This window comes from Bacillus sp. Nf3, assembly GCF_003028545.1.
GTDB lineage: Bacteria > Bacillota > Bacilli > Bacillales > Bacillaceae > Bacillus > Bacillus safensis.
The window spans coordinates 34,986-56,619 of sequence record NZ_PYUA01000007.1 but is presented as its reverse complement, the minus strand read 5'-3'; the positions used below and the strand labels follow the sequence as shown (position 1 = coordinate 56,619).

General features: G+C 41.2%; 24 protein-coding genes. 20 read left to right on the top strand and 4 right to left on the bottom strand.

Annotated features, from left to right (window positions below; translation table 11 throughout):
• Nucleotides 1–136 precede the first annotated feature (136 nt).
• The 7 genes from C9414_RS16430 to C9414_RS16400 all read left to right on the top strand — a co-directional run bounded on the left by C9414_RS16430 (nt 137) and on the right by C9414_RS16400 (nt 8,052).
• Entirely contained in the window at nt 137–3,922 is a 3,786-nt protein-coding gene (locus tag C9414_RS16430; RefSeq protein WP_107164068.1) for a pectate lyase-like adhesive domain-containing protein, read from the top strand.
• Nucleotides 3,915–4,352, top strand: coding sequence for an EF2685/EF0750 family sortase-dependent surface protein (locus tag C9414_RS16425; RefSeq protein ID WP_107164067.1), 438 nt, complete (start codon nt 3,915–3,917; stop codon nt 4,350–4,352). Before C9414_RS16430 ends, C9414_RS16425 begins: the two co-directional genes overlap by 8 nt.
• Nucleotides 4,333–5,094 carry a WxL domain-containing protein gene (locus C9414_RS16420; protein WP_047202042.1) on the top strand — a complete coding sequence of 254 codons (762 nt, stop codon included), beginning with the start codon at nt 4,333–4,335 and terminating at the stop codon, nt 5,092–5,094. Before C9414_RS16425 ends, C9414_RS16420 begins: the two co-directional genes overlap by 20 nt.
• 6 nt (nt 5,095–5,100) lie before the next feature.
• Nucleotides 5,101–5,853 carry a WxL domain-containing protein gene (locus C9414_RS16415; RefSeq protein WP_099663052.1) on the top strand — a complete coding sequence of 251 codons (753 nt, stop codon included), beginning with the start codon at nt 5,101–5,103 and terminating at the stop codon, nt 5,851–5,853.
• Between the two features lie 112 nt (nt 5,854–5,965).
• Entirely contained in the window at nt 5,966–6,916 is a 951-nt protein-coding gene (locus C9414_RS16410; protein WP_258182644.1) for a WxLIP family cell surface protein, read from the top strand.
• Between the two features lie 169 nt (nt 6,917–7,085).
• Nucleotides 7,086–7,757 carry a class A sortase gene (locus C9414_RS16405; RefSeq protein WP_181286162.1) on the top strand — a complete coding sequence of 224 codons (672 nt, stop codon included), beginning with the start codon at nt 7,086–7,088 and terminating at the stop codon, nt 7,755–7,757.
• Between the two features lie 7 nt (nt 7,758–7,764).
• Complete coding sequence (locus C9414_RS16400) at nt 7,765–8,052, top strand: hypothetical protein (RefSeq protein ID WP_107164065.1); 288 nt, start codon at nt 7,765–7,767, stop codon at nt 8,050–8,052.
• Nucleotides 8,053–8,106: 54 nt separating this feature from the next.
• Here C9414_RS16400 and C9414_RS16395 read toward each other — a convergent pair whose 3' ends face one another.
• The 3 genes from C9414_RS16395 to C9414_RS16385 all read right to left on the bottom strand — a co-directional run bounded on the left by C9414_RS16395 (nt 8,107) and on the right by C9414_RS16385 (nt 9,426).
• A complete protein-coding gene (locus tag C9414_RS16395) occupies nt 8,107–8,421 on the bottom strand; it encodes a DMT family transporter (RefSeq protein ID WP_003217878.1) in 315 nt (104 codons plus the stop codon).
• Nucleotide 8,422: 1 nt separating this feature from the next.
• Nucleotides 8,423–8,767, bottom strand: a complete 345-nt coding sequence (locus C9414_RS16390; protein WP_107164064.1) for a DMT family transporter — start codon at nt 8,765–8,767, stop codon at nt 8,423–8,425.
• Between the two features lie 80 nt (nt 8,768–8,847).
• On the bottom strand, nt 8,848–9,426 hold the full coding sequence (locus tag C9414_RS16385) for a TetR/AcrR family transcriptional regulator (RefSeq protein WP_039183028.1): 579 nt from the start codon (nt 9,424–9,426) through the stop codon (nt 8,848–8,850).
• 176 nt (nt 9,427–9,602) lie between these two features.
• Here C9414_RS16385 and C9414_RS16380 point away from each other — a divergent pair, with 176 nt between their 5' ends.
• From C9414_RS16380 to C9414_RS16350, 7 genes are all read left to right on the top strand, one after another.
• Complete coding sequence (locus C9414_RS16380; protein WP_107164063.1) at nt 9,603–10,148, top strand: VanZ family protein; 546 nt, start codon at nt 9,603–9,605, stop codon at nt 10,146–10,148.
• Nucleotides 10,149–10,613, top strand: a complete 465-nt coding sequence (locus C9414_RS16375; RefSeq protein ID WP_041087307.1) for a DUF6884 domain-containing protein — start codon at nt 10,149–10,151, stop codon at nt 10,611–10,613.
• 152 nt (nt 10,614–10,765) lie between these two features.
• A complete protein-coding gene (locus tag C9414_RS16370; RefSeq protein WP_041087393.1) occupies nt 10,766–11,395 on the top strand; it encodes a rhamnogalacturonan acetylesterase in 630 nt (209 codons plus the stop codon).
• Between the two features lie 152 nt (nt 11,396–11,547).
• Nucleotides 11,548–12,588 carry an NAD(P)/FAD-dependent oxidoreductase gene (locus C9414_RS16365; protein ID WP_107164062.1) on the top strand — a complete coding sequence of 347 codons (1,041 nt, stop codon included), beginning with the start codon at nt 11,548–11,550 and terminating at the stop codon, nt 12,586–12,588.
• A gap of 69 nt (nt 12,589–12,657) precedes the next feature.
• Entirely contained in the window at nt 12,658–14,262 is a 1,605-nt protein-coding gene (locus tag C9414_RS16360) for a helix-turn-helix domain-containing protein (RefSeq protein ID WP_107164061.1), read from the top strand.
• A gap of 110 nt (nt 14,263–14,372) precedes the next feature.
• Nucleotides 14,373–15,299 carry an ABC transporter substrate-binding protein gene (locus tag C9414_RS16355; RefSeq protein ID WP_107164060.1) on the top strand — a complete coding sequence of 309 codons (927 nt, stop codon included), beginning with the start codon at nt 14,373–14,375 and terminating at the stop codon, nt 15,297–15,299.
• Between the two features lie 12 nt (nt 15,300–15,311).
• Nucleotides 15,312–17,027 carry an ABC transporter ATP-binding protein gene (locus C9414_RS16350; RefSeq protein ID WP_107164059.1) on the top strand — a complete coding sequence of 572 codons (1,716 nt, stop codon included), beginning with the start codon at nt 15,312–15,314 and terminating at the stop codon, nt 17,025–17,027.
• A gap of 62 nt (nt 17,028–17,089) precedes the next feature.
• On the opposite strand, the gene C9414_RS16345 is transcribed toward C9414_RS16350, so the two are convergent.
• Entirely contained in the window at nt 17,090–17,416 is a 327-nt protein-coding gene (locus C9414_RS16345; RefSeq protein ID WP_024425817.1) for a YnfA family protein, read from the bottom strand.
• Between the two features lie 358 nt (nt 17,417–17,774).
• On the opposite strand from C9414_RS16345, the gene C9414_RS16340 reads away from it, so the two are divergent.
• From C9414_RS16340 to C9414_RS16315, 6 genes are all read left to right on the top strand, one after another.
• On the top strand, nt 17,775–18,341 hold the full coding sequence (locus tag C9414_RS16340; protein WP_039177235.1) for an RNA polymerase sigma factor: 567 nt from the start codon (nt 17,775–17,777) through the stop codon (nt 18,339–18,341).
• Complete coding sequence (locus C9414_RS16335) at nt 18,338–19,084, top strand: anti-sigma factor (RefSeq protein WP_107164058.1); 747 nt, start codon at nt 18,338–18,340, stop codon at nt 19,082–19,084. The genes C9414_RS16340 and C9414_RS16335 overlap by 4 nt, the downstream gene beginning before the upstream one ends.
• 99 nt (nt 19,085–19,183) lie before the next feature.
• Entirely contained in the window at nt 19,184–19,687 is a 504-nt protein-coding gene (locus C9414_RS16330) for a hypothetical protein (RefSeq protein WP_107164057.1), read from the top strand.
• 90 nt (nt 19,688–19,777) lie between these two features.
• Complete coding sequence (locus tag C9414_RS16325; RefSeq protein ID WP_107164056.1) at nt 19,778–20,803, top strand: zinc-binding alcohol dehydrogenase family protein; 1,026 nt, start codon at nt 19,778–19,780, stop codon at nt 20,801–20,803.
• Nucleotides 20,800–21,327 carry a YfiT family bacillithiol transferase gene (locus C9414_RS16320; protein ID WP_107164055.1) on the top strand — a complete coding sequence of 176 codons (528 nt, stop codon included), beginning with the start codon at nt 20,800–20,802 and terminating at the stop codon, nt 21,325–21,327. The genes C9414_RS16325 and C9414_RS16320 overlap by 4 nt, the downstream gene beginning before the upstream one ends.
• 12 nt (nt 21,328–21,339) lie before the next feature.
• The gene (locus C9414_RS16315) at nt 21,340–21,627 is read left to right on the top strand and encodes a hypothetical protein (RefSeq protein ID WP_047202056.1); all 288 of its coding nucleotides are present in this window, start codon (nt 21,340–21,342) and stop codon (nt 21,625–21,627) included.
• The last annotated feature ends 7 nt before the right edge of the window (nt 21,628–21,634 follow it).

Here is a 21,634-nt window from a genome sequence, read left to right as displayed (position 1 = left end):
CAAAAAAAAAAAAATGAACAAACAAAACTAAACTATGATAAATGAAAGGTGCTAGCTAATAAACTTTTCTAAGATTATGCATCAAAAGACTTAGATTGGTAGTCGGCACTTTTGAGAATACAAAGGAGAGGATGGAGTGAATAAACGTAAGGCTATTAGCATTTTTATGATCATCATCATGATATTCACCCAGAAGTTAATACCCTCAGCAGCAGCTGTTGAAGAAGATTCCACAAAAGGGGGCCTTACTTGGGGGAGTGATTCAGTTCAGCTCAATGAAGGGGATTCATTTGAAACAACATTGGACATCCTCAATCCAATTTATCAAAAGATTCAAGTGAAAATACCTGATGGTTTATCCATTTCACTGCAACAAATGAAAGAGGATAAAAGGAATGAACATGTTCAATTTAATTGGGACGCTTCTTCATCTACAGTGACAATTTCCCCCCTAAAAGGTGAGGAAGAAGAGAAAGTTATAGGTAAAGTCTTCATGGCTTTTAAATTGGATAAAGCATCAAATTATAGCTTAACGGCTGAAGCAGAAATAGATCATACAATTTATCAATCACCCGCTTTGGTGATTAATGCCGAGAAGAAAAAAGAAGAGACGAAGTTAAAAGAAGAAACAGCTGATCTCAATATAAACGAGGAAAAGAAGCTGACACCACTTAAACAAAAAATGAAGCAAGGCTCGATGCTTAAGGCGGCCTCGACACAATCTGAGGATGCAGGAACGATCGTTTCAAGCTGGAGTGAATTTATACAAGCCCTCGATGATCCAGCTGTACATGTGATTTCGCTTAGCCAAAGTATTGCCAAAGGTTTTGGTATCAGCTTAGGCACTTACCGAAGGGACATTACAATTAACGGCAATGGTCATACGATTGATTTTGGGACACTAAGTGCTTTGACACTAGGACAAGTATCAGATGCTACATTCACAATGAAAAATGTAAAGGTCAAGAAAACTGGTAGCATCCCTATTTTGACATCAACAATTATTAGCAATGGTGCCGGCTGGAAGGTTGTTTTTCAAAACGTTGAAAGTGTAGATGGATCGACTTCAGGATTGGCCGATCTGCCGCAGGGGACAATTCAATTCGATGGCGGGCAAAACACCTACAATATCACAACAAATACAGCGTTTATTGCAAAGCATTTCATTATAAAGAATGGAGCCATTTTGAATGCACACGGTTCAAATGTGTTGTATTACACTGACGTAGATGGTTCTACTGTCCAAATCAGTGAAGGATCTCAAGTTTCCTTTTATAGCGAAAATGATGTGGCTATGCAGATGAACGCCAAAACAGATTTTCATGTAACGGGTCAAAACACCTTGCTAAAAGTAGAAGGAAATTCAAACAAAACCGGAGATGAAGGAGCACTTATTTCATTGGTTGGTGATGGTGCAGTCATCAATATCACAGACCATGCCGAAATCAATGTACACAGTAAACGGACATCCGCCATGTTAATGAATAGTAGTGGTGGCGTTTTTAATGTCAGTGGTAACTCAAAGTTAAACTTACGTTCTGATGCCAATGCCAATAATTTAGGTGCCACATTAAGATTTCGGTTGTCAGGTAATATGACCTTTAATGTAACTGATCATGCGGAAATCAATATCAATAAAACAGGTGGTAATGCGCCGGCAGTTCGAATGTACGGCGATCACAACAAATTTATTGTGAGAAGCGGTGGAAAGGTCAGTATTAAAAATACTGGTAATGGCACACCTGAAAATGGCGGTAGCGATGCAGCAAACCAAGGCATCCTGTTCACTGCTGGAAATGATGCCATCTTTGACCTTCAAGATGAAGATTCCATCATGAATATTCAAGCGGAAAATGGTCCAGCTATTGATATGGAGAATTACAGAGGCAGCATTGAGGCCGGCCGAGGAACAACTTTCATCGCAGAAGGCAGAACAAGCGGTATGAATAATGGCATATTTAATGCTGGACATGCGACCGTCAAAGTAGATGAACCAAAATTCTATGATTTTAGAAATAATCGAAGTGGCGGAGGATCTATTTTTCAGCTTAATAGCAGCTCAAGCTTTACATCAACAAGTTCAGATCTTGCTGTATGGCCAAAAGGCAGTAATTTGGATGGGGATCCATCAAGGCATTGGTCAAACTTTGATTATCAATTAGGCGGTTCGAATTTCTCAACAATTGTCACGACAAATATACCAAATGAATTTAATACGTCATCTAGTTCTTATGGTGTAAATGGGGCGACTCTATATTCTCGAATGAGTGGGAATAATGCTAGGGCGATCGTTGATGAGCTAAGGGTACCAACAGATGCAGATCATTCCATCTATGGTCATGTCACTGTACCAGTTGGAGAGTCAGATAGTCGTGATGCTTGGACAAATGAAGCATATGTCAAAGTGGAAGTGACGAAAGCTGATGGTACAAAGTATGAATTGATTGGTAAAACTTATGGAAGTGAAAATCGTCTCAGTGTTTATGGAGATGCAGAACGGGCAGGCTTATTTAAAATTGATCTTCCAGATCAGCAGCTGTTACATGCAGGTGATCAGGTTGAAGTGATCAGTGCATGGCGTGGAAAGGAAGATCCCTCCTCACCGCAAGCAAGACTGAGTCAACCAGAAGATCTGAAGGTATCAAAAACAACAGTCGTTGATGTGACACCGCCAAATCCGGCTGTCATCACGAATGCCACCAATATAACGAATACAACAAAACAAATTTCTGGAACTGGTGAACCTGGAGCAGCTGTAACGGTCAAGGTAAATGGCTCTTCCATCAAAGGCAGCGCGAAGGTAAACGATCAAGGAGAATGGCAGTTCAATCTACCGGCCTATTTACAGAAGAATGATGTTGTTCAAGTATTTTTAACAGATGAAGCGGGAGAAGCAGCAAATATCAAAAAACCGCCTTCTACTAACAGCAGTCAGGGCAATACCAATCCAGCAGAAGACTTACAATATCACGATACAACATTTAAAAAAGCAGCCAGTTTTCAGGTGAAGGATGTCCTGCCAGATGAAAACACTGTCATCAAATCTGTATCTGTCAATAATGAGAATCAAGTGACAAGAGTTGGTTCTATCCTTACCTATACATTAAATGTGAAGAACAACAAATCAGCAGATGTTCAAACAGAATGGAAAAAAGTGATATTAGAAGATGTATTAAGTAAGGGATTAGATTTCATTCCAGCTTCTATCCAGATAAATGGAGAAGCGGTCGATTCTTCTCAGTTTTCATATGATGACGGAACGAAAAAGCTTCAGGTCAAGATTGGCAATCTATCATCACAAGAAAAAACAGATGTGGTGTTTCAAGCAAAGGTGAACGAAAGCGCAGTAGAGCAGACGATTAAAAATAAAGCTTCAGCTACAGGAGAAATACCGCAAGAAGCTGAATTTACACCCGGACCAATTGATCCAGAGAAAGAATTAAAAACAATCACAGTCGAATCAAATGAAGTGGAGAATCCAGGGGGTGAGATTTTGGGGATATTAGATTTCGTATCGGCTCCTAAAATGCTCTCTTTTGGTGAACAATTAAAAATTTCGCCAAAGAATGAAAGATATCCTCTTGTTCATCAAGATGATGATTTAGTTGTACAGGACACAAGAAAAGTGAAATCAGAGTGGCAAGTGACAGCTCGTATGATGAAAACGTTACAAAGCAGTAATGGAGAGACATTGCCAAGTGCACTCATTTATCGACAAGCTGGACAAGACCAAGTATTAGGTGCGAGTGATGTGATCATTTATCGGCACAAGAGTGTGGATCATAATCCACTGAATATCTCGTCTGAATGGGAAGGGATCAAGGAAGGACTTTTACTTGACATTAAAGCCGGTGAAGCACGAAGTACAAACTACAGCGGAATCATTAAATGGACATTACAGGATGTTCCGGGAAATGGATAATAAATGGTTATTGTCTAAACGTAGATTCGTCATTGTGATATTTATTGTGTGCTTCACATTTGTTTTAAGTTCTCACACCATTTATGCAGCAGATCAAAGTTATAAATCAAATGGACAAGTGGATTTCTACGGGACATATGAACCGGAAAATGGAAAGAATCAGTCTAAAGATCAACATAACCAATCGGATCATGAGGGAAAGAAAGCACCTCAGAGCAATCGATCCAATCAAGCCAATCAGGTCAATGGAGTCAGTCAAGATCATCAAGCCAACCAAACCAATCTAGTATTACCAAAAGCGGGAGATAAAACAGAGTCTATTTATCTAGTCGTTGGATGGGTATTCATCTTTATCTCGATCCTATTTTTAATCATTTTCAAAGCATCAAAACAAAAAAGGAGAAATGAACATGAAATATTTGAAAGCTAGTTCGATCACAGCAGCACTTTTATTATTAACAACTGGTACAACAACTGCTTTAGCGGCAGACGGTGGGGAGTACAAATCAAACGGTGTTGTAGAGTTTGTGGCAAACCCAGAGCCTACATCCCCAATCGATCCAACGAATCCAGATCCAAACAATCCAGTAAAGCCGGTCGATCCGACGAATCCTAATGGCCCTAATCCAGGGACAGCAGGACCACTAAGTATAGATTTTGCATCTAGCTTAGACTTTGGAAAAAATAAAATCACAAATAAAGATGAAACCTATTTTGCAAATGCTCAAGAGTTAGAAGATGGCAGAAGTGTGCCAAACTATGTTCAAATTTCTGATCAGCGCGGAAGTAACGCAGGCTGGACTTTAACTGTTAAACAGGAAGGCCAGCTCTCAAATGATGCAACACAGAACAAGGAGCTCACTGGTGCTGAAATTAAGCTGGTATCGGGGCAAGCAGTAAGTAACGCAGAAGCTATGGCAGAACCAACTACTTCAGATATTACGCTTGACCCAAGTGGTGCAGTATCTAAGGTCATGACTGCGAAAGCTGGAGCAGGTGCAGGAACATGGGTTGATCGTTTTGGAACCGTTGAGACAGTAGATGTGAACGGAGAGAGCTTACAAAAAAATAAAGCTGTCACACTGACTGTTCCTGGGAAAACACCAAAGGATGCAGTGAAATATAAAACGGAACTCACTTGGACATTATCTGATGTTCCAGGAAATGAATAAAAAGAGATGAAAAAAAATAGATTTGTTGTCATCACAGTGGCTATATTCAGTGGAATCCTACTGAATAGCCACCCAGTTTTTGCGGAAGCCCAAACTTATGATTCTAATGCGGTGATCAATTTCGTACCAAATCAAGATGTCACGCCGCCTGTGGATCCAAGCAATCCAGATCCAGAGAACCCAGTGACACCAATTGATCCGACAAATCCGAATGGACCTAACCCAGGAACAGCTGGGCCTTTGAGTATCGATTATGCGTCTTCTCTTCATTTTGGTGAAAACAAAATTTCAACTAAAAATGAAGTGTATAATGCAAAAGCTCAAGCCTTTACCGGTGGATCAGAGGGACCGAACTATGTGCAAGTCACGGATAACCGAGGAACAGAAACGGGATGGTCCCTTCAAGTAAAACAAAATGGACAATTTGTTTCCACATCGGGACATGAACTAACAGGCGCAAAAATTACATTTAAACAAGCTCAAATCAATACAATTTCTACTTCACCAAAGCCATCCCAATTGAAAGACACATTCAGCCTCACGCCGGATGGTACTGGTGCAGCTGAGCAAGTGGTGAGTGCTGGAAATGGTGAGGGAGCGGGCACATATGTCTATGCCTTTGGAACAGACGAGACAAAAAGTGAAAGCATTTCGCTAGAAGTTCCAGGCTCCACGACAAAGCTGGCAGAAGCTTATAAAACGTCATTCACATGGACATTGACCGATGTCCCAGCTAACGATAACACAGGGCAATTATAAGTTGTCCTGTGTATTTTTATCAACCAAAGAAAGAAGTGCACTTGAGATGAAATCAATTTTGAAAATCGTATGCATGATAGTGTTTTTGTTCACCATCATAGATGTCTCACAAATGAAACAAGTAAAGGCGTCAGAACTTAATTTTTCTGTTACAACCGTCATCCCGCGCAACCAAATAGATCAATCAAAATCGTATTTTGATTTAAAAGTCAAACCTTCACAAAAACAAACACTACAAATCTTATTGAGAAATGACACCAATCGGCAAATTGTAATAGAGCCGCAGGTGCATACAGCCACGACAAATGTAAATGGTGTAGTAGAATATGGGAAAACAGAAGAAAAAAAAGATGCGACATTGAAATATAAAATGGAAGATTTAGTGAAAACGAATAAAGATGTGACCATTCCTGCAAAAGGGAAAAAAATACTATCATTACATTTAACTGCACCTGAGAAGCGTTTTGATGGATGGTTAGCTGGAGGGGTTACACTTCAAGAAAAGGAAAAAGAGCCGAAGGAAAACCAAAAAGAAGCTAGCCTGTCAATTGAAAATAAGTATTCATATGTCGTTGCCATTTTACTAAATGGGAACAGAACAAAGATTGCACCAAAGCTACAATTAAACAAGATTGAGCCAAGCCAGCTGAATGCACGCAATGTCATTCAAGCAGAGATTCAAAATGTTATGCCAATGTATATGAACAAAATGAGTGTGAAGGCAAAGATTATGGAAAAAGGGAGTCGTGAGGTACTTTATCAAGCAGATAAGAAAGATATGCAAATGGCCCCGAATTCACACTTTCGCTTTCCAGTTCCATTAAATGGACAGAAATTGAAGGCAGGGACATATACACTCGATATGACGGCGCAATCGATGAATAAATCATGGCATTGGACGAAGGACTTTACAATAGATGCGGAAATTGCAAAAGAACTAAATCAAAAAGATGTCACGATCGATAAAGATTACACCTGGATGTATGTTCTTCTTGGAATCGGTCTCCTCATGATTGCACTCGGTCTGCTGCTAATATTTATTAGAAAAAAAGAGAAAGCGTAATCAACACTCTGATGAAGAGAATCAGACGTCCTTTCATTCGTAGCGGATCATGAGAACCATGAAGTGGAAAGATCATCTCATTATGTTTATGATAGTTGTTCTTGTAATAGCAGGCATCACTTTGATCAGTGCACCAAACATAAAAAATTTTCTGGTCAGCAAGAATGTCATGATGTTTCAGATCAATCAATTTTCTGCTAATCAGCTAAAAGTAAACGAGCAGAAAAAAGCTTCCTTTCATTTTGAAGCAGTCGAAACTCCATCACTGTTAGATGTCTTGAAGTATGGCAATCAAGTGAAGAAGAGTGCTGTCATCGGTCAAATCGAAATTGAGCGCCTCCAAGTCACATTGCCAATCCTTAAAGGAGTCAATCAACCTAACCTGCTTGCAGGTGCAGCGACAATGAGGGAAGATCAGCAAATGGGAAAAGGAAATTATCCTTTAGTTGGCCATCATATGAGAGATGAAGATATCTTGTTTGGTCCTCTTTTAAAACTAAAGAAACAGGACAAGATCAACATAACAAATAAAGAACAAGTATTTACTTATGAAGTCACAGACATCAACACTATAGATGAATCTCGAATTGATGTGATACAAGAGACGACAGATGCGCGGTTAACCTTAATAACCTGTGACCTTCCAACTGCAACTACACATCGTTTAATGATTACAGCGAAGCTAGTGAAGCATTCCAAGGTGATGAATGAAGAATTTAAACAGGAAGAAACCAAGTTGCAAAAGCAAGAAACGCTAGCAGACAATCAAATCCTCTTATTAGTCTTTGTACTGATGCTTGGCTTTTTAACCCTTAGTTATTTCCTATATAAAAGGAGCTGAATGAGGTTTGTGTTCAAATGATATTGATATTTTTCAACATTTTATTAACGAATATTATCCTGCTCTTCGTCATGATGAGTGGTTAGTAGATAGAGAGGTTTTAAGAATATCATCAAAGCTAAATCCTTTAATTAAAGATAAATTACCAAAAGACATTGAATCATTTGTTTGTGTGTTGTTTATTCAAAAAAATAGTAACAAACAAAATCCAATTGTGATTTATTTGCTTCTAGATCATCAAGAGTGTGTTCCTTACGCTATTGAAATGTTACAAGAAGATGTTGTGTATCATTAATTTGAAGGAAGAAAGAGGCTGTGGACGAATCCACAGCCTCTTTAATTTCACACATCAAGCAAACAACTTCAGCCCAACCACACCAATCACAATCAGCAGCAGGCTGAGTATACGAATCATGTTTTTCGGCTCTTTAAATAGAATCATATTAAATAAGACAGAGCCTGCCGTTCCAAGCCCGATCCAGACCGTATAAGCGACGGATACTTGAACGGACGAGAACGAGGCGTATAAAAACAAAAAGGATAACGCAAACCCGCCGACAAATAAAATGCCTGTCGTGATTTGCTTTTTCTTACTAAACATATTGAGGCCAATGGTCCCGCCGATTTCGCAGGCAGAGGCTAACAGTACAAAAAACCAGCCCATGTTATACCGCTTCTCCTTTCTGCTCATGTGAATCTCCATCAGACACTTTCAGTCCAATAATCCCGAGAATTAAAATGCCCATAAATAAGAGCTTTTCAAATGAAAACGAACCGCCAAACAGCGCATAATCCATCAAAGATGTCCCAATCGTTCCAACACCGGCAAACACGGCGTACACGGTCCCTGTCGGCAGCTTTTCGCAGGCCTTCATTAAAAAATAAAAATCAACCGGGATCAGGCAGATAATGATGGCCCACTCCCACAACGCATCTGCTCTATTTAAACCAAACACCCAAAGTAATTCGAATAAACAAGTGAGTGCAACATACATCCAGCTTTTTTTCATTGTATTTCCTCCTAAAACTCAAAACTGACGATTCGTCATTTTAAAGCCAAAAAAGAGCGTACAGCAAGTGCTGTACTAAGTTAAGGTGTCTCTATGCCAAGTGCGTAAAGAAGAAATTGCTTCACCTCTCGCTTTTGAATCAGAACCTCTTCTGTATCTGTTTCCGTAAATAAGTACATTTGCTCAGCAGACGATTCGAGTAAACCGATAATGAATTTCGCCGCGTAATGACAGTTCAAATTCGCACGGACTCGTTTGTCCTGCTTTGCCTTTTCTAGAAAAGCAGCGACCCATTTGTAAATCGGCTCATAAATATCTTCCCACTCCTTTAAATGCTCGGTGGCGGCTAAGCCTGAGTAGGTGAGTGCAAGGACATCACGGTATTGCCTTGTAAAAGCAAAAATGAATTCAACAAGTGCATCTGCTTGATCGAGGACATCTGCATGCTGAGTGAATTCCTTTTCGATCGCAGGCACCATCTGTGCGATCAGATGTTCAGCGATCGCTGGCATGACGGAAAGCTTTGAAGGAAAATATAAATAAAACGTTCCTTGCGCTACTCCTGCTGCTTTCACAATATCCGAAATGGTCGTCTTTTCAATGCCTTTTTCTTTAAACGCATCAATCGCAGCAAGCATAATCTTTTCTCGTTTCGACATATCATCACCGACCTTAAATGACTGAATGTCATTCAGTTTAGCGAGAGAATGACGATTTGTCAATATGGTTTTCTCTACATTGAATGTGAGAATAAGTGATGAATAGATGCGGGCAAGCCTGAATAAGCTGTAAATATGGTCAAGCATCATCATGTGAGAAAGGGGCAGCTTTCTGTATGACATCCAGTGCTATGTTTTCCATTGCTTATTTTCTCCTGCTCGTCCCGCTCTATTTACATATGAGATACAGACAGGCAAAAAAGCAACATCGTTTTATCTATTTACGAACAGAGTTGGTCCTTGCCTGCCTGTTTATTTATACGAATGTTTTATTATATTTGACGGTCTTTCCAAATCGTTTTTCCGCCCCAAGGGATCAGGTGAGTGTGAATCTCATGCCTTTGCAGTCCATTTATCAAAATCTTCACGCCTACCATCACGGCTATCCAAATCTCGTCTTTTTAAATTTAGCAGGGAACATATTGTTATTTGTTCCACTCGGTTTTTTTCTTTATCAAGCCTTTCGAACCATGCGCTGGCAAAAGGCGGTTCTTGGCGGCTTACTCCTGTCAACCATGATCGAAGTGCTCCAATGGATGTTCTCGCAATCTGGTATCATTACAAGAAGCAGCGATATTGATGATATTCTTTTAAATACACTTGGCACAGCGCTAGGCTGTATCGTGTATCAGATCTATCGAAAAAGGAAGGAGAAAATCTGAGTGAAGCGAGTTTGTATCATTCCATGTGGCGCGAAGAAAATTTGGGACGTCGATCCAGAGGCAGGAAGCCAGCCAGCGAACCTTGTTTATTTAAGTCCCCTGCATCAGCGTACGAAAAGCTATGCTCAAACGTTCTTTTCAGACTGGATGATCTTATCAGCGAAGCACGGATTCTTAAAGGCAGATGATATCATACATGAAAATTATGATGTGGCTTTTGGTATACCGCATGCTAAGCAGATCACACGAGAAGAACTGAGCCAGCAATTTCATCAAAAAAACCTTTTCGCATATGATGAACTGGTGGTACTAGGTGGGAAGAAATATCGAAAAGTGATCGACCCTTTATTACATCCTCATCAAAAAGCGAATTACCCGCTGGCTCCATATAAAGGAATTGGCTATATGCTTCAGGCGTTACATCAAGCAGTGGAATCAAAAATAGAACTTCCGCCGCATATTTAACACATTCACATCTACTGGTAAGCAGGGTTTTGATCATTAAAAAGAGAATAATTGAAATAGCGATGCTGATTGTTTCATATCTTTTCAGCAGCCACTAGGATACCCGTATCGCTCGGGTGAAGTGGCTCAATGAAAAAGGGAGGCGTATGAACATGACAACCATCTATTTAGCTGGTGATTCGACCGTTTCATCTTATCCAGATCGTCCTGTTCAAGGAGGATGGGGAGAGTTTTTACACCGCTATACAGCGCACGGCGTTCACGTCGAGAATCGTGCCATTGGTGGAAGAAGCTCAAAAACATTCATTGAAGAAGGACGCCTTGATGACATATTGGCTGACATTCAGCCAGGAGACTGGCTTTTCACACAAATGGGGCACAATGATGCTTCTAAGGAGAAGCCCGAGCGCCATACAGATCCTTTCACGACGTATAAAAGCTACCTGTCTCAATATATTCATGGAGCAAGAGCAAAAGGGGCAACACCACTTTTACTCACCCCAGTCGGCCGTTTTCATGAAAAAGACGGAGAATATATCAATGATTTTCCTGATTACTGTGCCGCTATGAAAGAATTAGCCGATGAAGAAGAAGTTCTTCTCGTCGATTTAAATACCGCAAGTCTTCAGTTTTATCAAATTTCCGGCATAGAGAAAACGACCTCTTACTTTATGCTGTCAACAGGAATTGAGGATCGCACGCACTTTACAAAAGAAGGCGCAGATGCGATTGCAAGACTTGTTTCTCTTGAATTAAAAGACCTTGGTTTAACCATCGTGTGATGAATGACAGGACGAGTGAGCGCTCGTCCTGTTCTTTTTTGCAGAAAGCTATTGATTCCCTTCACTAGAGTAGACTACAATAGATACATATGATAATGAGAATCAATATCACTGATAAATAGATCATTCGATGGAAAACTGGAGGGACTCAAATGACAGATCAGCTTGAATTGTTTGACGTCACCATTATTGGCGGCGGGCCAGCAGGCATGTACACCGCCTTTTATAGTGGGATGCGGGACTTAAAGACGAAGGTACTTGAGTACAACGAAAGCCTTGGCGGGAAAATCCTTCTGTATCCTGAAAAGGTCATTTGGGATGTGGGCGGTTTGCCGCCAACAAGAGGAGAACAGCTGATACAGCAGCTGGAAACTCAGGCGAAAACATTTGAACCAGAGATTGCACTGAATCAAAAAATCACGTCATTCGAGCGAGATGAACATAATCATATCCTGCTGACGGCTGAAAATGGTGATCGTCATTTGACAAAGACCCTCATATTAGCGATGGGTCACGGCATTCCAGTTCAGCGGAAACTTGAAATTGAGCATGCAGACCGCTATGAAGTGACAAACCTTTTTTACACTGTCCAGGAGCTCAAGACATTTGCAGGGAAGCGGGTTGTGATTTCTGGAGGCGGCGACTCAGCGGTTGACTGGGCCAATGCCCTTGCTCCAATTGCTGAAAGTGTCACCGTTGTGCATCGCCGTGACATGTTTGGCGGACATGAGAAAAACGTCGCCAATATGAAGGCAACTTGCAAACGAATTTTAACCCCGCATGAACTAACAGAACTGCATGGTCAAGGTGACAAAATTGATGCCGTCACCATTCAAAACATAGAGACAGGTGAAAAAGAACGAATCGAAACAGATGCTGTGATCGTTAATCACGGGATGAAAGGCGATTTAAGCGTGCTATCAGAATGGGGTCTCAAGCAAGGTGAATGGGGACTGATCGAGGTTAATGAAAAAATGGAAACCAATTTACCGGGCGTCTATGCGGTAGGCGACTTGTGTACACATAAAAGCAAGGTCCGCTTAATTGCTGGTACGTTTGTTGATGGAGTCAATGCGCTGAATAGCGCAAAGCTTTACATCGAACCAGAAGCCGAAAAAGTGGCATACGTTTCCTCTCATAATGAACGCTTTAAGGAGAAAAACAAAGAATTACAAACAGCTGGAGCTCGCTGATGAATATCCAGTCAAACATTGAAGTGCTAAAATTTTAGCACTTTTTTTATATGGAAGGAGAAAGAGAAAATGACAACCCGTACTCATACCATTCTGCGCATGAAAGAAAGTAAAGAGCGATCTCTTTCTGTCAAACAAACAGTCTCCTGGCATACATCTTTCCCTATGTTCTTGACATGCGACGGATCTGTGAGAATTGAAATGGAAGGATTGCAATATCAGCTAAACGCAAAAGACAGTATGTTGATCCGCTCAGGTATCAACGTAATGCTCCAATCTTTATCCATCGAACAGGTGGCGATTTATACGATCACATTTGATCAGTTTATCCTGGCAAATGATGCGCAAAATGAATTGATTTTTAAGGTGAGTTATGATGATCTGCCGGATAATGGAGCAATGGTCAAAGGCTCTGCCGTGCTGTTTTCTTACATCAAACAAATGAAGGTGAGTCAGTGCATCCGAGAACAGGAGAAAAGGCTGGAGGACATCATGCACATTTTTCACCGTCAATCCAAGCCATACGCTGAGAAGGTGCATTATTCAATTGAAATGATTTTGCAGTATATGGCGCAGCATTATGAAAAAAAGCTTACGAGAAAAGACTTAGCCCATAAGATGGGTTTTCATGAGAGTTATTTTTCGACCTTTTTCAAACAAAGTATGGGACTGAGTGTGAGTGACTATATTGCACAAATTCGAATAGATGAAGCAAAAAAACGGCTTCTGCAAACAGATGATCAAATTCAAATGATTGCGCGGCAAGTGGGCTATACAGACAGTCTATATTTCAGCAGGAAATTCAGGCAGAAGACAGGAAGGTCCCCTAGTCAGTTCCGAAACAATCGAAGACCAGAGCGAATTGCTGCTTTTCAATTTGTCGGGTTATTGGGCGCGCTAGGCATTCGCCCTGTCTGCATTGACCAAGATACCTTTCTCCATTCAGATATACTCAAAGATCAGCTGGCCGGTACGCTGATCATAGATGAACATACGCCTGATGACGTATTCAAATCACTTCAACTAGATTTAATCATTATTCCTAACTATTTTTATTCGAAGCCTGCGTTGATCAAGCGGTTGGAGCGAATTGCCCCTGTCCTTGTTCTGCCATATGCCGGTGGTCATGTTGTAAAAGAGGTCTTATCTACAGGGCGCCTGTTGGGAAGAGAGAAAGAGGCAGTTGATTGGGTGAAACGCTTCGAACATCTGAGTCAAAAGGCAAGAAATGATCTATCTTCCTTTAGGGAAAAAGGAGAGACAGTCGCGATTTATGAAATGAGAGGACATGACAAAGTGTACATGTGGTCCTATGATGCTAGAGGTGCCTTCTACCTTTACGAAACGCTTGACTTAAAGCCTCCGAAGACGATTCTAGAAGAAGTTCTTCTCCCCAATCAACATACAGTCATTTCTTTAGAAAGGTTAAGAGAATACGAGGCGGATCACATGTTTTTTATTGTAGGTGTTGAACATGGGTGGTATGAACAAATGGATCAGCGGATGGAGGAAAGCGATGTTCTTCGTCAATTGTCCGCTGTGAAAAATGGAACCTTCTACCCATTAAAGCTAGAGGATTTTCGATTTGATGAAGGGGAGCGGGCTCTTCATTTGATTGACCGTTTTGTCTCCCGATTGACTGTGGCAGCCAATCCAACAATAATCCATATGTAAGTTGCGAGAATCCTCCATAGACCACTTCGTATGAGGTTGGTAGAATACATGAGACTAGTAATTGATAACTATTCTCATTTGTATCTAGGAAATGAAGGAGGAATACTCATATGAAAAAGACATATTGGATATGTGCTGTCATCTTCATGCTGGTATTGTCAGCCTGTGGAAAAAAAGAAGAAGCCAAAACGGCAGAAACAGAGCAGCAAACGAAAACCATTGAGACTGTTAAAGGAAAAATCGACATTCCAGCAAACCCAAAACGCGTTCTCATAGATGGATATTTAGGCAGTGCAATTGCATTGGATGTTCACCCTGTAGGTGCAACGACTCAAGATTTAAAGAATGTACACTTGAAGGACAAGATCAAAGGTATAGAAGACATTAGTGACGAGCGTTCAGCTGAAAAAGCACTCAGCTTAAAGCCTGATCTAATTATCACCGCAGTACAGGATGAAAAAGTCTATGATGTGTATAAAAAAATAGCGCCAACACTCGTATATCCTTACAATTCATTCAAAGACGCACATGAAGAAATCACAACCTTGGCGAAGGTGTTAAACAAAGAAGAGGAAGGCAAGGCGTTTCTCGCCTCCTTTGACCAACGAATCGAAGCAGCTCGAAAAAAAGTAAAATCTGTATTAAAAGAGAATGAAACAGTTTCCATCATGGGCGCATTTAAAAATGATGTGTTTGTGTATGGGAACGGAATTTACCGAGGTGGACAAGCACTATATCAACAATTGAAAGTAAATCCGCCAAAAGAGGTCAAAGATACAATTTTAAACAGTAAAACAGGCTATGAGGTACTCTCCTATGAAACCCTTCCGAAATATGCAGGAGATTATATATTCATTGATGAATCCAATGGCGGGACATTTGATAAAAATAATTCCATCTGGAAGAGTTTAAAAGCTGTCAAAAAGGAACAGACCTATCAACTGGATGCAGAATACTTTTGGCCTTATGATCCCATTGCAGTCATGAATCAAGCTGAAAAGTTTGCTGATTTATTGACAGATTTATCTCATCATTAGGAGGTCTGTCAATTGTTCAAACGTTTTTTTTCATACTACAAACCCTATATGGGGCTGTTTATATTAGATTTTTCCTGTGCGGTACTAGCGGCGTTACTCGAACTTTCCTTTCCGCTAGCCATCAGTAAAGTGATGGACGATTTACTGCCAAATGGTAATTGGGAAGCCATTTGGTTCTGGGGCAGTTTGCTGCTCATTTTATATGTCATCAGTTCCACCATGCATTACGTTGTGACTTATTTTGGCCATAAGCTGGGGATCAATATTGAGACCGATATGAGGAATCAACTATTCTCTCATGTACAGAGAATGTCCTTCCGTTTCTTTGACCAAAAGAAAACAGGCAAGCTCGTTTCCCGTATGACCAATGATTTAATGGATATTGGAGAGATGGCACATCACGGTCCAGAGGATTTATTTATCGCCATCATGACATTAACGGGCGCGTTTGGCCTCATGCTATCGATTAACTGGCAGCTTGCGGTTCTCACATTTATTGTTGTTCCATTCCTGATCGGATTATCTGTCTACTTTACGAAAAAAATGTCTGCTGCTTTTGATAAAATGTTTTCAAGCATTGGACAATTCCATTCACGTGTGGAAAACAATATTAGCGGCATTCGTGTGGTGAAAGCCTTCGGGAATGAGTCACATGAAATGGATCGTTTTATCGAGCATAACGAGCAGTTTAGAAAAACAAAACTGACCACATATCAAATGATGGCACTGCATACAGCAGTGAGTCATTTACTCATTAAAAGTGTCACCGTATTTGGGCTCGTGTGCGGTGCATGGTTTGTGCTGCAAAAAAATATGACATATGGTGAATTTGTTTCATTCGTCCTATTAACAGGTATTTTCTTAGGGCCCATTCAACAAATCAATGCAGTCATTGAAATGTATCCAAAAGGTGTAGCTGGCTTTAAACGATTCGCATCACTGATTGATCAAACACCAGATGAAAAGGATGATGAGGATGCAATCGAAGTCCATGAGTTAAAAGGGAATATCACTTTTGAGCATGTATCATTTCAATATGAACCAAACAAACCTGTGCTGCATGACATCAATCTTGAGGTCAAACAAGGAGAGAAAATTGCCATCGTCGGTCCATCTGGTGCCGGGAAATCGACCCTTTGCAATCTGCTTCCCCGTTTTTATGAATGGCAGGAGGGGAGCATTACAATTGATGGCATAGACACACGAAAAATGACACTTGCATCGCTGCGCGCACAAATTGGTGTCGTACAGCAGGACATTTATTTATTTCATGGGACGATACGCGAAAACATCCAATACGGAAAACTGAATGCATCTGAAGAAGAAATTTGGCAGGCAGTAGAGAAGGCTCAGCTGACGGACTTAGTCAATAGTTTGCCAAAAGGACTTGATACGATGATCGGTGAGCGCGGGATGATGTTATCTGGAGGACAAAAACAGCGTATCTCCATAGCACGTATTTTCTTGAAAAATCCGCCCATTTTCATTTTAGATGAGGCGACCTCTTCGCTTGATACTGAGACAGAGTCTTTTATCCAAGCATCATTAGAAGAGCTGGCTGAAGGACGAACGACCTTTATCATTGCCCATCGTTTAGCGACAATTCAGCATGCCGACCGCATTATTGTTCTCACAAAAGAAGGCGTAAAAGAGCAAGGAAAACATGAAGAGTTACTCAAAATAGATGGTCTGTACCGTCGTTTATACGAAACACAATTTAGAATGTAAGGTTCGAAAAGAAGACAAAGGGCTAAAATAAACATCATTTTAGCCCTTTTTGATGTTAGAAATTAACTGCGCGGCGCAAATAACATCACACTGACTCCAGCCAAACAGATCAAAGCACCCATCCAGTCATATAGATCAGGTGTTTTTCGATCGACCCACCAGCCCCAGAATACAGCAAGAATGACAAAAACACCGCCATAGGCAGCATAAACCCGTCCGAAAGTCGGGAACTGCTGAAAGGTCGGAATGACGCCATATGCGACTAGGATAAGGCTGCCGGCGATCCCGAAGCTGACAGGCTTTGCTTCACGGAGCCAAAGCCACACCAAATAGCCGCCACCAATTTCTGCTAAACCTGCTAATAAAAAAAGAACTATCGTCACCATCATATATGGACACTCCAATTTCTCCAATTTACTCCCTATTATGACATGCGGAAAGAATGCGTTCTACCTCAATTGAATGGAGAGGGAGACGAGATTTTTGCTAAAATCAGCTGATTAGAGAGTGTCCCACACATGGATTCTTGACTTTTGTATCATGAGTGATCCAAATGGTCTGTTATGTCGTAAAGTAAGTACATTCTCATGAGGAGCACACTTCCTTTTTCAGCGCTCTTTTTTTCTCCTTGAAAAAAGAGTAAAGTACAAGGTAGGCTTATTTCAGTAAATCAAGTGATAAGCAATACGTGAAGGATTTCATGATGGATGCGCATGCTCTTTCTCATGAAAAAGGAAGGAGATGACCATGGACACACTGAAAGATTTTGAGCTGTATCACAAGATCAAATATGATCGTCACAAGCCCTCGCTTGAAGTGCTGTACGATCGCTATGAACGTGTATTATATTCGTTTATTTATAAAATGACTGGAAACCGTGAGCTCGCGGAGGAAGTGCTTCAAGAGGTCTTTATCAAGCTCTGGCGCGGCATAGGAGAATATCATACGGATAAAGGGAAATTCTCCTCGTGGTTATTCATGATGTCACGCAACACGGCCATTGATCTCTTAAGAAAGCACCGGAATGAAACAGCTTTGGAAGATGAGCATATTGAATATTTAGCCGATCATCAAGAAGATGTATCAAAAGAAGTGGAATGGAAAGAGGAAAAACAGATCATACGTGAAGCAGTATCTACATTGTCAAAAGAACAGCAAACCATCATAGAAGATGTCTATTTTAAAGGGATGACACAAAAGAGCATCGCGGAAAAGCTGGGCATCCCTATTGGTACGGTAAAGGGAAGGGTTCGATTGTCTTTGAAGCATTTGCGATCGAAACTGTCTCGCGGAGGAAAGGAGGAAGAGGCATGACTCAGTGTAAACATCAAGTGATTGATTATTTCAACGGGCATTTACAAGGAGAAGAAAAAACGCAATTTGAAGAGCACATCAAGCACTGCCCAGCTTGCAAAGAAGAGCTTGAAGAATTGACAGCGCTCATGTCTGACATTCCACTTCTAGCCGAAGACCAAACACCTCCGGCAGGGATGAAAGACCGTATTTTATCCCAGGTGTTTGAAGAAGAGACAGTCGAAGAAAACAATAGCGATAGAATAGAGCTCAAGGCTTCACCTGAACCAAACGAAATCAAACCGCTGCAAAAGAAACGAAACCAGTGGCTCTTACCGCTCGTTGCCGCACTGCTTCTAATTTCAGCAGCTGGAAATGTGTATTTCTTATCGAATGGAAAACAACAGGCGGAAGAACCTGTCAGGGTTGTTGCCACAAAATCACTGGCTTCTGCCACATCACCAAAAACGACAGGTGCTTTCTCAGTGATAGAGCATAACGGCAAAAAAGAACTTGTTGTGAGTGCAGACGGCTTAAAGGGTCAACTTGATTCATCTGCTGTTTATCAAGTGTGGCTCATTAAAGGAGATCAGCCGGTGCCAGCCGGTGCTTTTAAAACAGATAACAAAGGGGAAGGAACCGTCACCTATGCGTTATCTGAAAAAGAAGCAAACGAATCATGGGATACTGTGGCTGTTACCCTGGAACCAAAAAAAGATAACAAGCTTCCGCAAGGTCCAGTCGTACTAAGCGCTGCTTTTTAAGTTTGATTCATCAAGGATGCCTTTTTAGGGGTATCCTTTTTTTATAGGTTTGGGAAACCTTTCGGCAAATGAAACGTAGTACATATGGAGGTGAAACAAATGAAAAAAACTATAGAAAAAGTCCTATTTCTCTTATCAGTCAGACACGCATTGATTGCCTGTTATTTTTTAGTCTTTCCGTTCGTTGCACAAGTCCTTTATACCCCATCACCTTTATTGATCGTCCTCATCGCTCTTTTTATGATTCATAACCTAACAGAAAGTATTATTTGGTTCTACAAATCGAGAAGGATCAGAAAGCACCAGTCTGGTGATTTAACAAAACGCGGGCATGTCTTTAGCCAGCTCGTGCAAAGAGTTGAACAGCTCCTCATCGTCGGTTTTGTGATTCTTTTGATCAATGAATGGATACAGGGAAGAGTAGATCTAACTACTCTCTCATTCACTCTTTTTCTATTAATCATCGTTTTTCTGCAGCACATTCAGTTTTACTACGTTCAGCTGTTTTTTAAATCCAACAGCTGGTTCACTTATGTTCCTTCTTTGCAAAAGGCACGTCCTTCATACATGGCGAGAGAGCGAAAGGCCCTGAAGAGGTCATAAATGTGCCATCACTCGTGTGACCCAGCCATAAACATCAAAAAATTATGATAAAATGTGGAAAGAAAGAATGGAGAAAGGGAGTGCGAGCGAGTGAAAGCAGTTGGACTATTGGAGTATTTACCGATTGAGCATGAGAAAAGCCTGATGGATCAAGAGGTTGAAAAGCCTAAAGCGTCTGGCAGGGATGTACTGGTGAAGATAGAGGCTGTGTCCGTGAATCCAGTTGATACAAAGGTGAGATCACCGAAGGATCAGAAGGAAGAAAAACTGAAAATTCTTGGCTATGATGCAAGCGGTACGGTTGTTGAAGTGGGCGAAGCGTGTACATTATTTCAGCCAGGCGATCACGTTTACTATGCGGGAGATATTACGCGTCAAGGCTCGAATAGTGAATACCAGCTTGTGGATGAGCGTATTGTGGCGAAAAAGCCAGCTAATCTATCCTTTGCAGAAGCAGCAGCGATGCCCCTTACAACAATTACGGCTTATGAGGCTTTATTTGACCGGATGCATATGAAGCGGAATGCAGAAGGCTCAACCTTGCTGATCATTGGTGGTGCAGGCGGGGTTGGTTCAATTGCCATTCAACTAGCCAAATTAGCGAAGGCAACTGTGATCGCAACCGCATCAAGACCAGAAACAAAAGAGTGGTGTCTGTCATTAGGTGCCGATCATATCATTGATCATCATCAGCCGCTTCTCGCGCAGCTCAAGGAAAAAGGAATCGGTGAAGTGGATTTTATTTTATGCTTAAATGATACAGATGGACATTTCAAAGGCATGGCAGAAGCCATCAAACCGCAAGGCACGATCTGTACCATTGTCGAGAACAAGCACAACCTAGACATTCAGTTACTCAAAAATAAAAGTGCGGCATTTGTATGGGAATTCATGTTCACACGTCCTATGTATGAAACAGCGGACATGATCAAACAGCATGAGCTTTTGACAGAGGCGAGTGAGTTATTTGAGCAGGGGAAAATAACGCATACCTTAACAAAAGTTCTCAGTCCGATCAATGCTACTAACTTGAAGCAGGCACATCAAACACTTGAACAAGGAAAGATGATTGGAAAATTTGTGCTTGAAGGATTTGAGAGAGGAGAGAACGTATGACATCATTACAATATCCGATTGGCTTATATGAACCGGTAGAAACAAAAACGAAAGCACAGCTGGAAGCATGGATTGATGAGCTGGCTGCAATCCCCGAAGAGTATGAAGCAGTGACTGCACCGTTGACAGATGCTCAGCTTGATACACCTTATCGGCCGGGAGGATGGACTGTTCGTCAGCTCATTCACCACGTAGCAGACAGCCATCTAAATGCATACTTACGATTCAAGCTTGCTCTCACAGAAGATACACCGGACATACGTCCATATGATCAGGAGGGATTTGCCTCACTTCCTGACAGCAAGACGCCCATCAGTTTATCCCTGCCTTTGATCAGCAGTCTGCATCGCAGGTGGGTCACTTTACTGCGGGGAATGTCAGAGGAAGACTTCAGCGCGTCTTATTATCACCCTGCCGATCAACAAACAGTGTCCTTATATGATGCAACGGGAATGTACGTCTGGCATTCAAAGCATCACCTTGCCCATATCACGGAATTAATCAAAAGAAATCAGTGGAAGTAAAGGAGTAAACGCATGTCTGGAAGAAGAATTGTCGGCGCCATGTTTATCTGTATGGCGGCATTGTTTTATATAGCGAAATATGTTCTTTTTGAGATTCATTTTTTTAGAACGAGCTTTGATGATGAGGTCAGTAAATTTCAGCTTCTTGAAGAAGTGCTTCCTGGCGGTACGTGGATCAGTATCCTTTTTCTCATCATCGGCTTAGCCTATCTTTTATGGGATGACAGGGAAGTGATTCGTAAAATTCTTTTCACCCCAGATCGACAAGTAGAAGAAACAAAAAAGACGGACCCCAAGTGACCGTCTT

Bases quoted from the DNA above. Each gene is read 5' to 3' on its own strand.
- C9414_RS16385 (WP_039183028.1), bottom strand. From the start codon at position 9,426: ATGTCGAAACGAGAAAAGATTATGCTTGCTGCGATTGATGCGTTTAAA.
- C9414_RS16415 (WP_099663052.1), top strand. From the start codon at position 5,101: ATGAAAAAAAATAGATTTGTTGTCATCACAGTGGCTATATTCAGTGGA.
- C9414_RS16370 (WP_041087393.1), top strand. From the start codon at position 10,766: ATGACAACCATCTATTTAGCTGGTGATTCGACCGTTTCATCTTATCCA.
- C9414_RS16380 (WP_107164063.1), top strand. From the start codon at position 9,603: ATGACATCCAGTGCTATGTTTTCCATTGCTTATTTTCTCCTGCTCGTC.
- C9414_RS16330 (WP_107164057.1), top strand. From the start codon at position 19,184: ATGAAAAAAACTATAGAAAAAGTCCTATTTCTCTTATCAGTCAGACAC.
- C9414_RS16345 (WP_024425817.1), bottom strand. From the start codon at position 17,416: ATGATGGTGACGATAGTTCTTTTTTTATTAGCAGGTTTAGCAGAAATT.
- C9414_RS16365 (WP_107164062.1), top strand. From the start codon at position 11,548: ATGACAGATCAGCTTGAATTGTTTGACGTCACCATTATTGGCGGCGGG.
- C9414_RS16355 (WP_107164060.1), top strand. From the start codon at position 14,373: ATGAAAAAGACATATTGGATATGTGCTGTCATCTTCATGCTGGTATTG.
- C9414_RS16420 (WP_047202042.1), top strand. From the start codon at position 4,333: ATGAAATATTTGAAAGCTAGTTCGATCACAGCAGCACTTTTATTATTA.
- C9414_RS16360 (WP_107164061.1), top strand. From the start codon at position 12,658: ATGACAACCCGTACTCATACCATTCTGCGCATGAAAGAAAGTAAAGAG.
- C9414_RS16395 (WP_003217878.1), bottom strand. From the start codon at position 8,421: ATGGGCTGGTTTTTTGTACTGTTAGCCTCTGCCTGCGAAATCGGCGGG.
- C9414_RS16315 (WP_047202056.1), top strand. From the start codon at position 21,340: ATGTCTGGAAGAAGAATTGTCGGCGCCATGTTTATCTGTATGGCGGCA.
- C9414_RS16340 (WP_039177235.1), top strand. From the start codon at position 17,775: ATGGACACACTGAAAGATTTTGAGCTGTATCACAAGATCAAATATGAT.
- C9414_RS16410 (WP_258182644.1), top strand. From the start codon at position 5,966: ATGAAACAAGTAAAGGCGTCAGAACTTAATTTTTCTGTTACAACCGTC.
- C9414_RS16390 (WP_107164064.1), bottom strand. From the start codon at position 8,767: ATGAAAAAAAGCTGGATGTATGTTGCACTCACTTGTTTATTCGAATTA.
- C9414_RS16320 (WP_107164055.1), top strand. From the start codon at position 20,800: ATGACATCATTACAATATCCGATTGGCTTATATGAACCGGTAGAAACA.
- C9414_RS16335 (WP_107164058.1), top strand. From the start codon at position 18,338: ATGACTCAGTGTAAACATCAAGTGATTGATTATTTCAACGGGCATTTA.
- C9414_RS16425 (WP_107164067.1), top strand. From the start codon at position 3,915: ATGGATAATAAATGGTTATTGTCTAAACGTAGATTCGTCATTGTGATA.
- C9414_RS16405 (WP_181286162.1), top strand. From the start codon at position 7,086: ATGATGTTTCAGATCAATCAATTTTCTGCTAATCAGCTAAAAGTAAAC.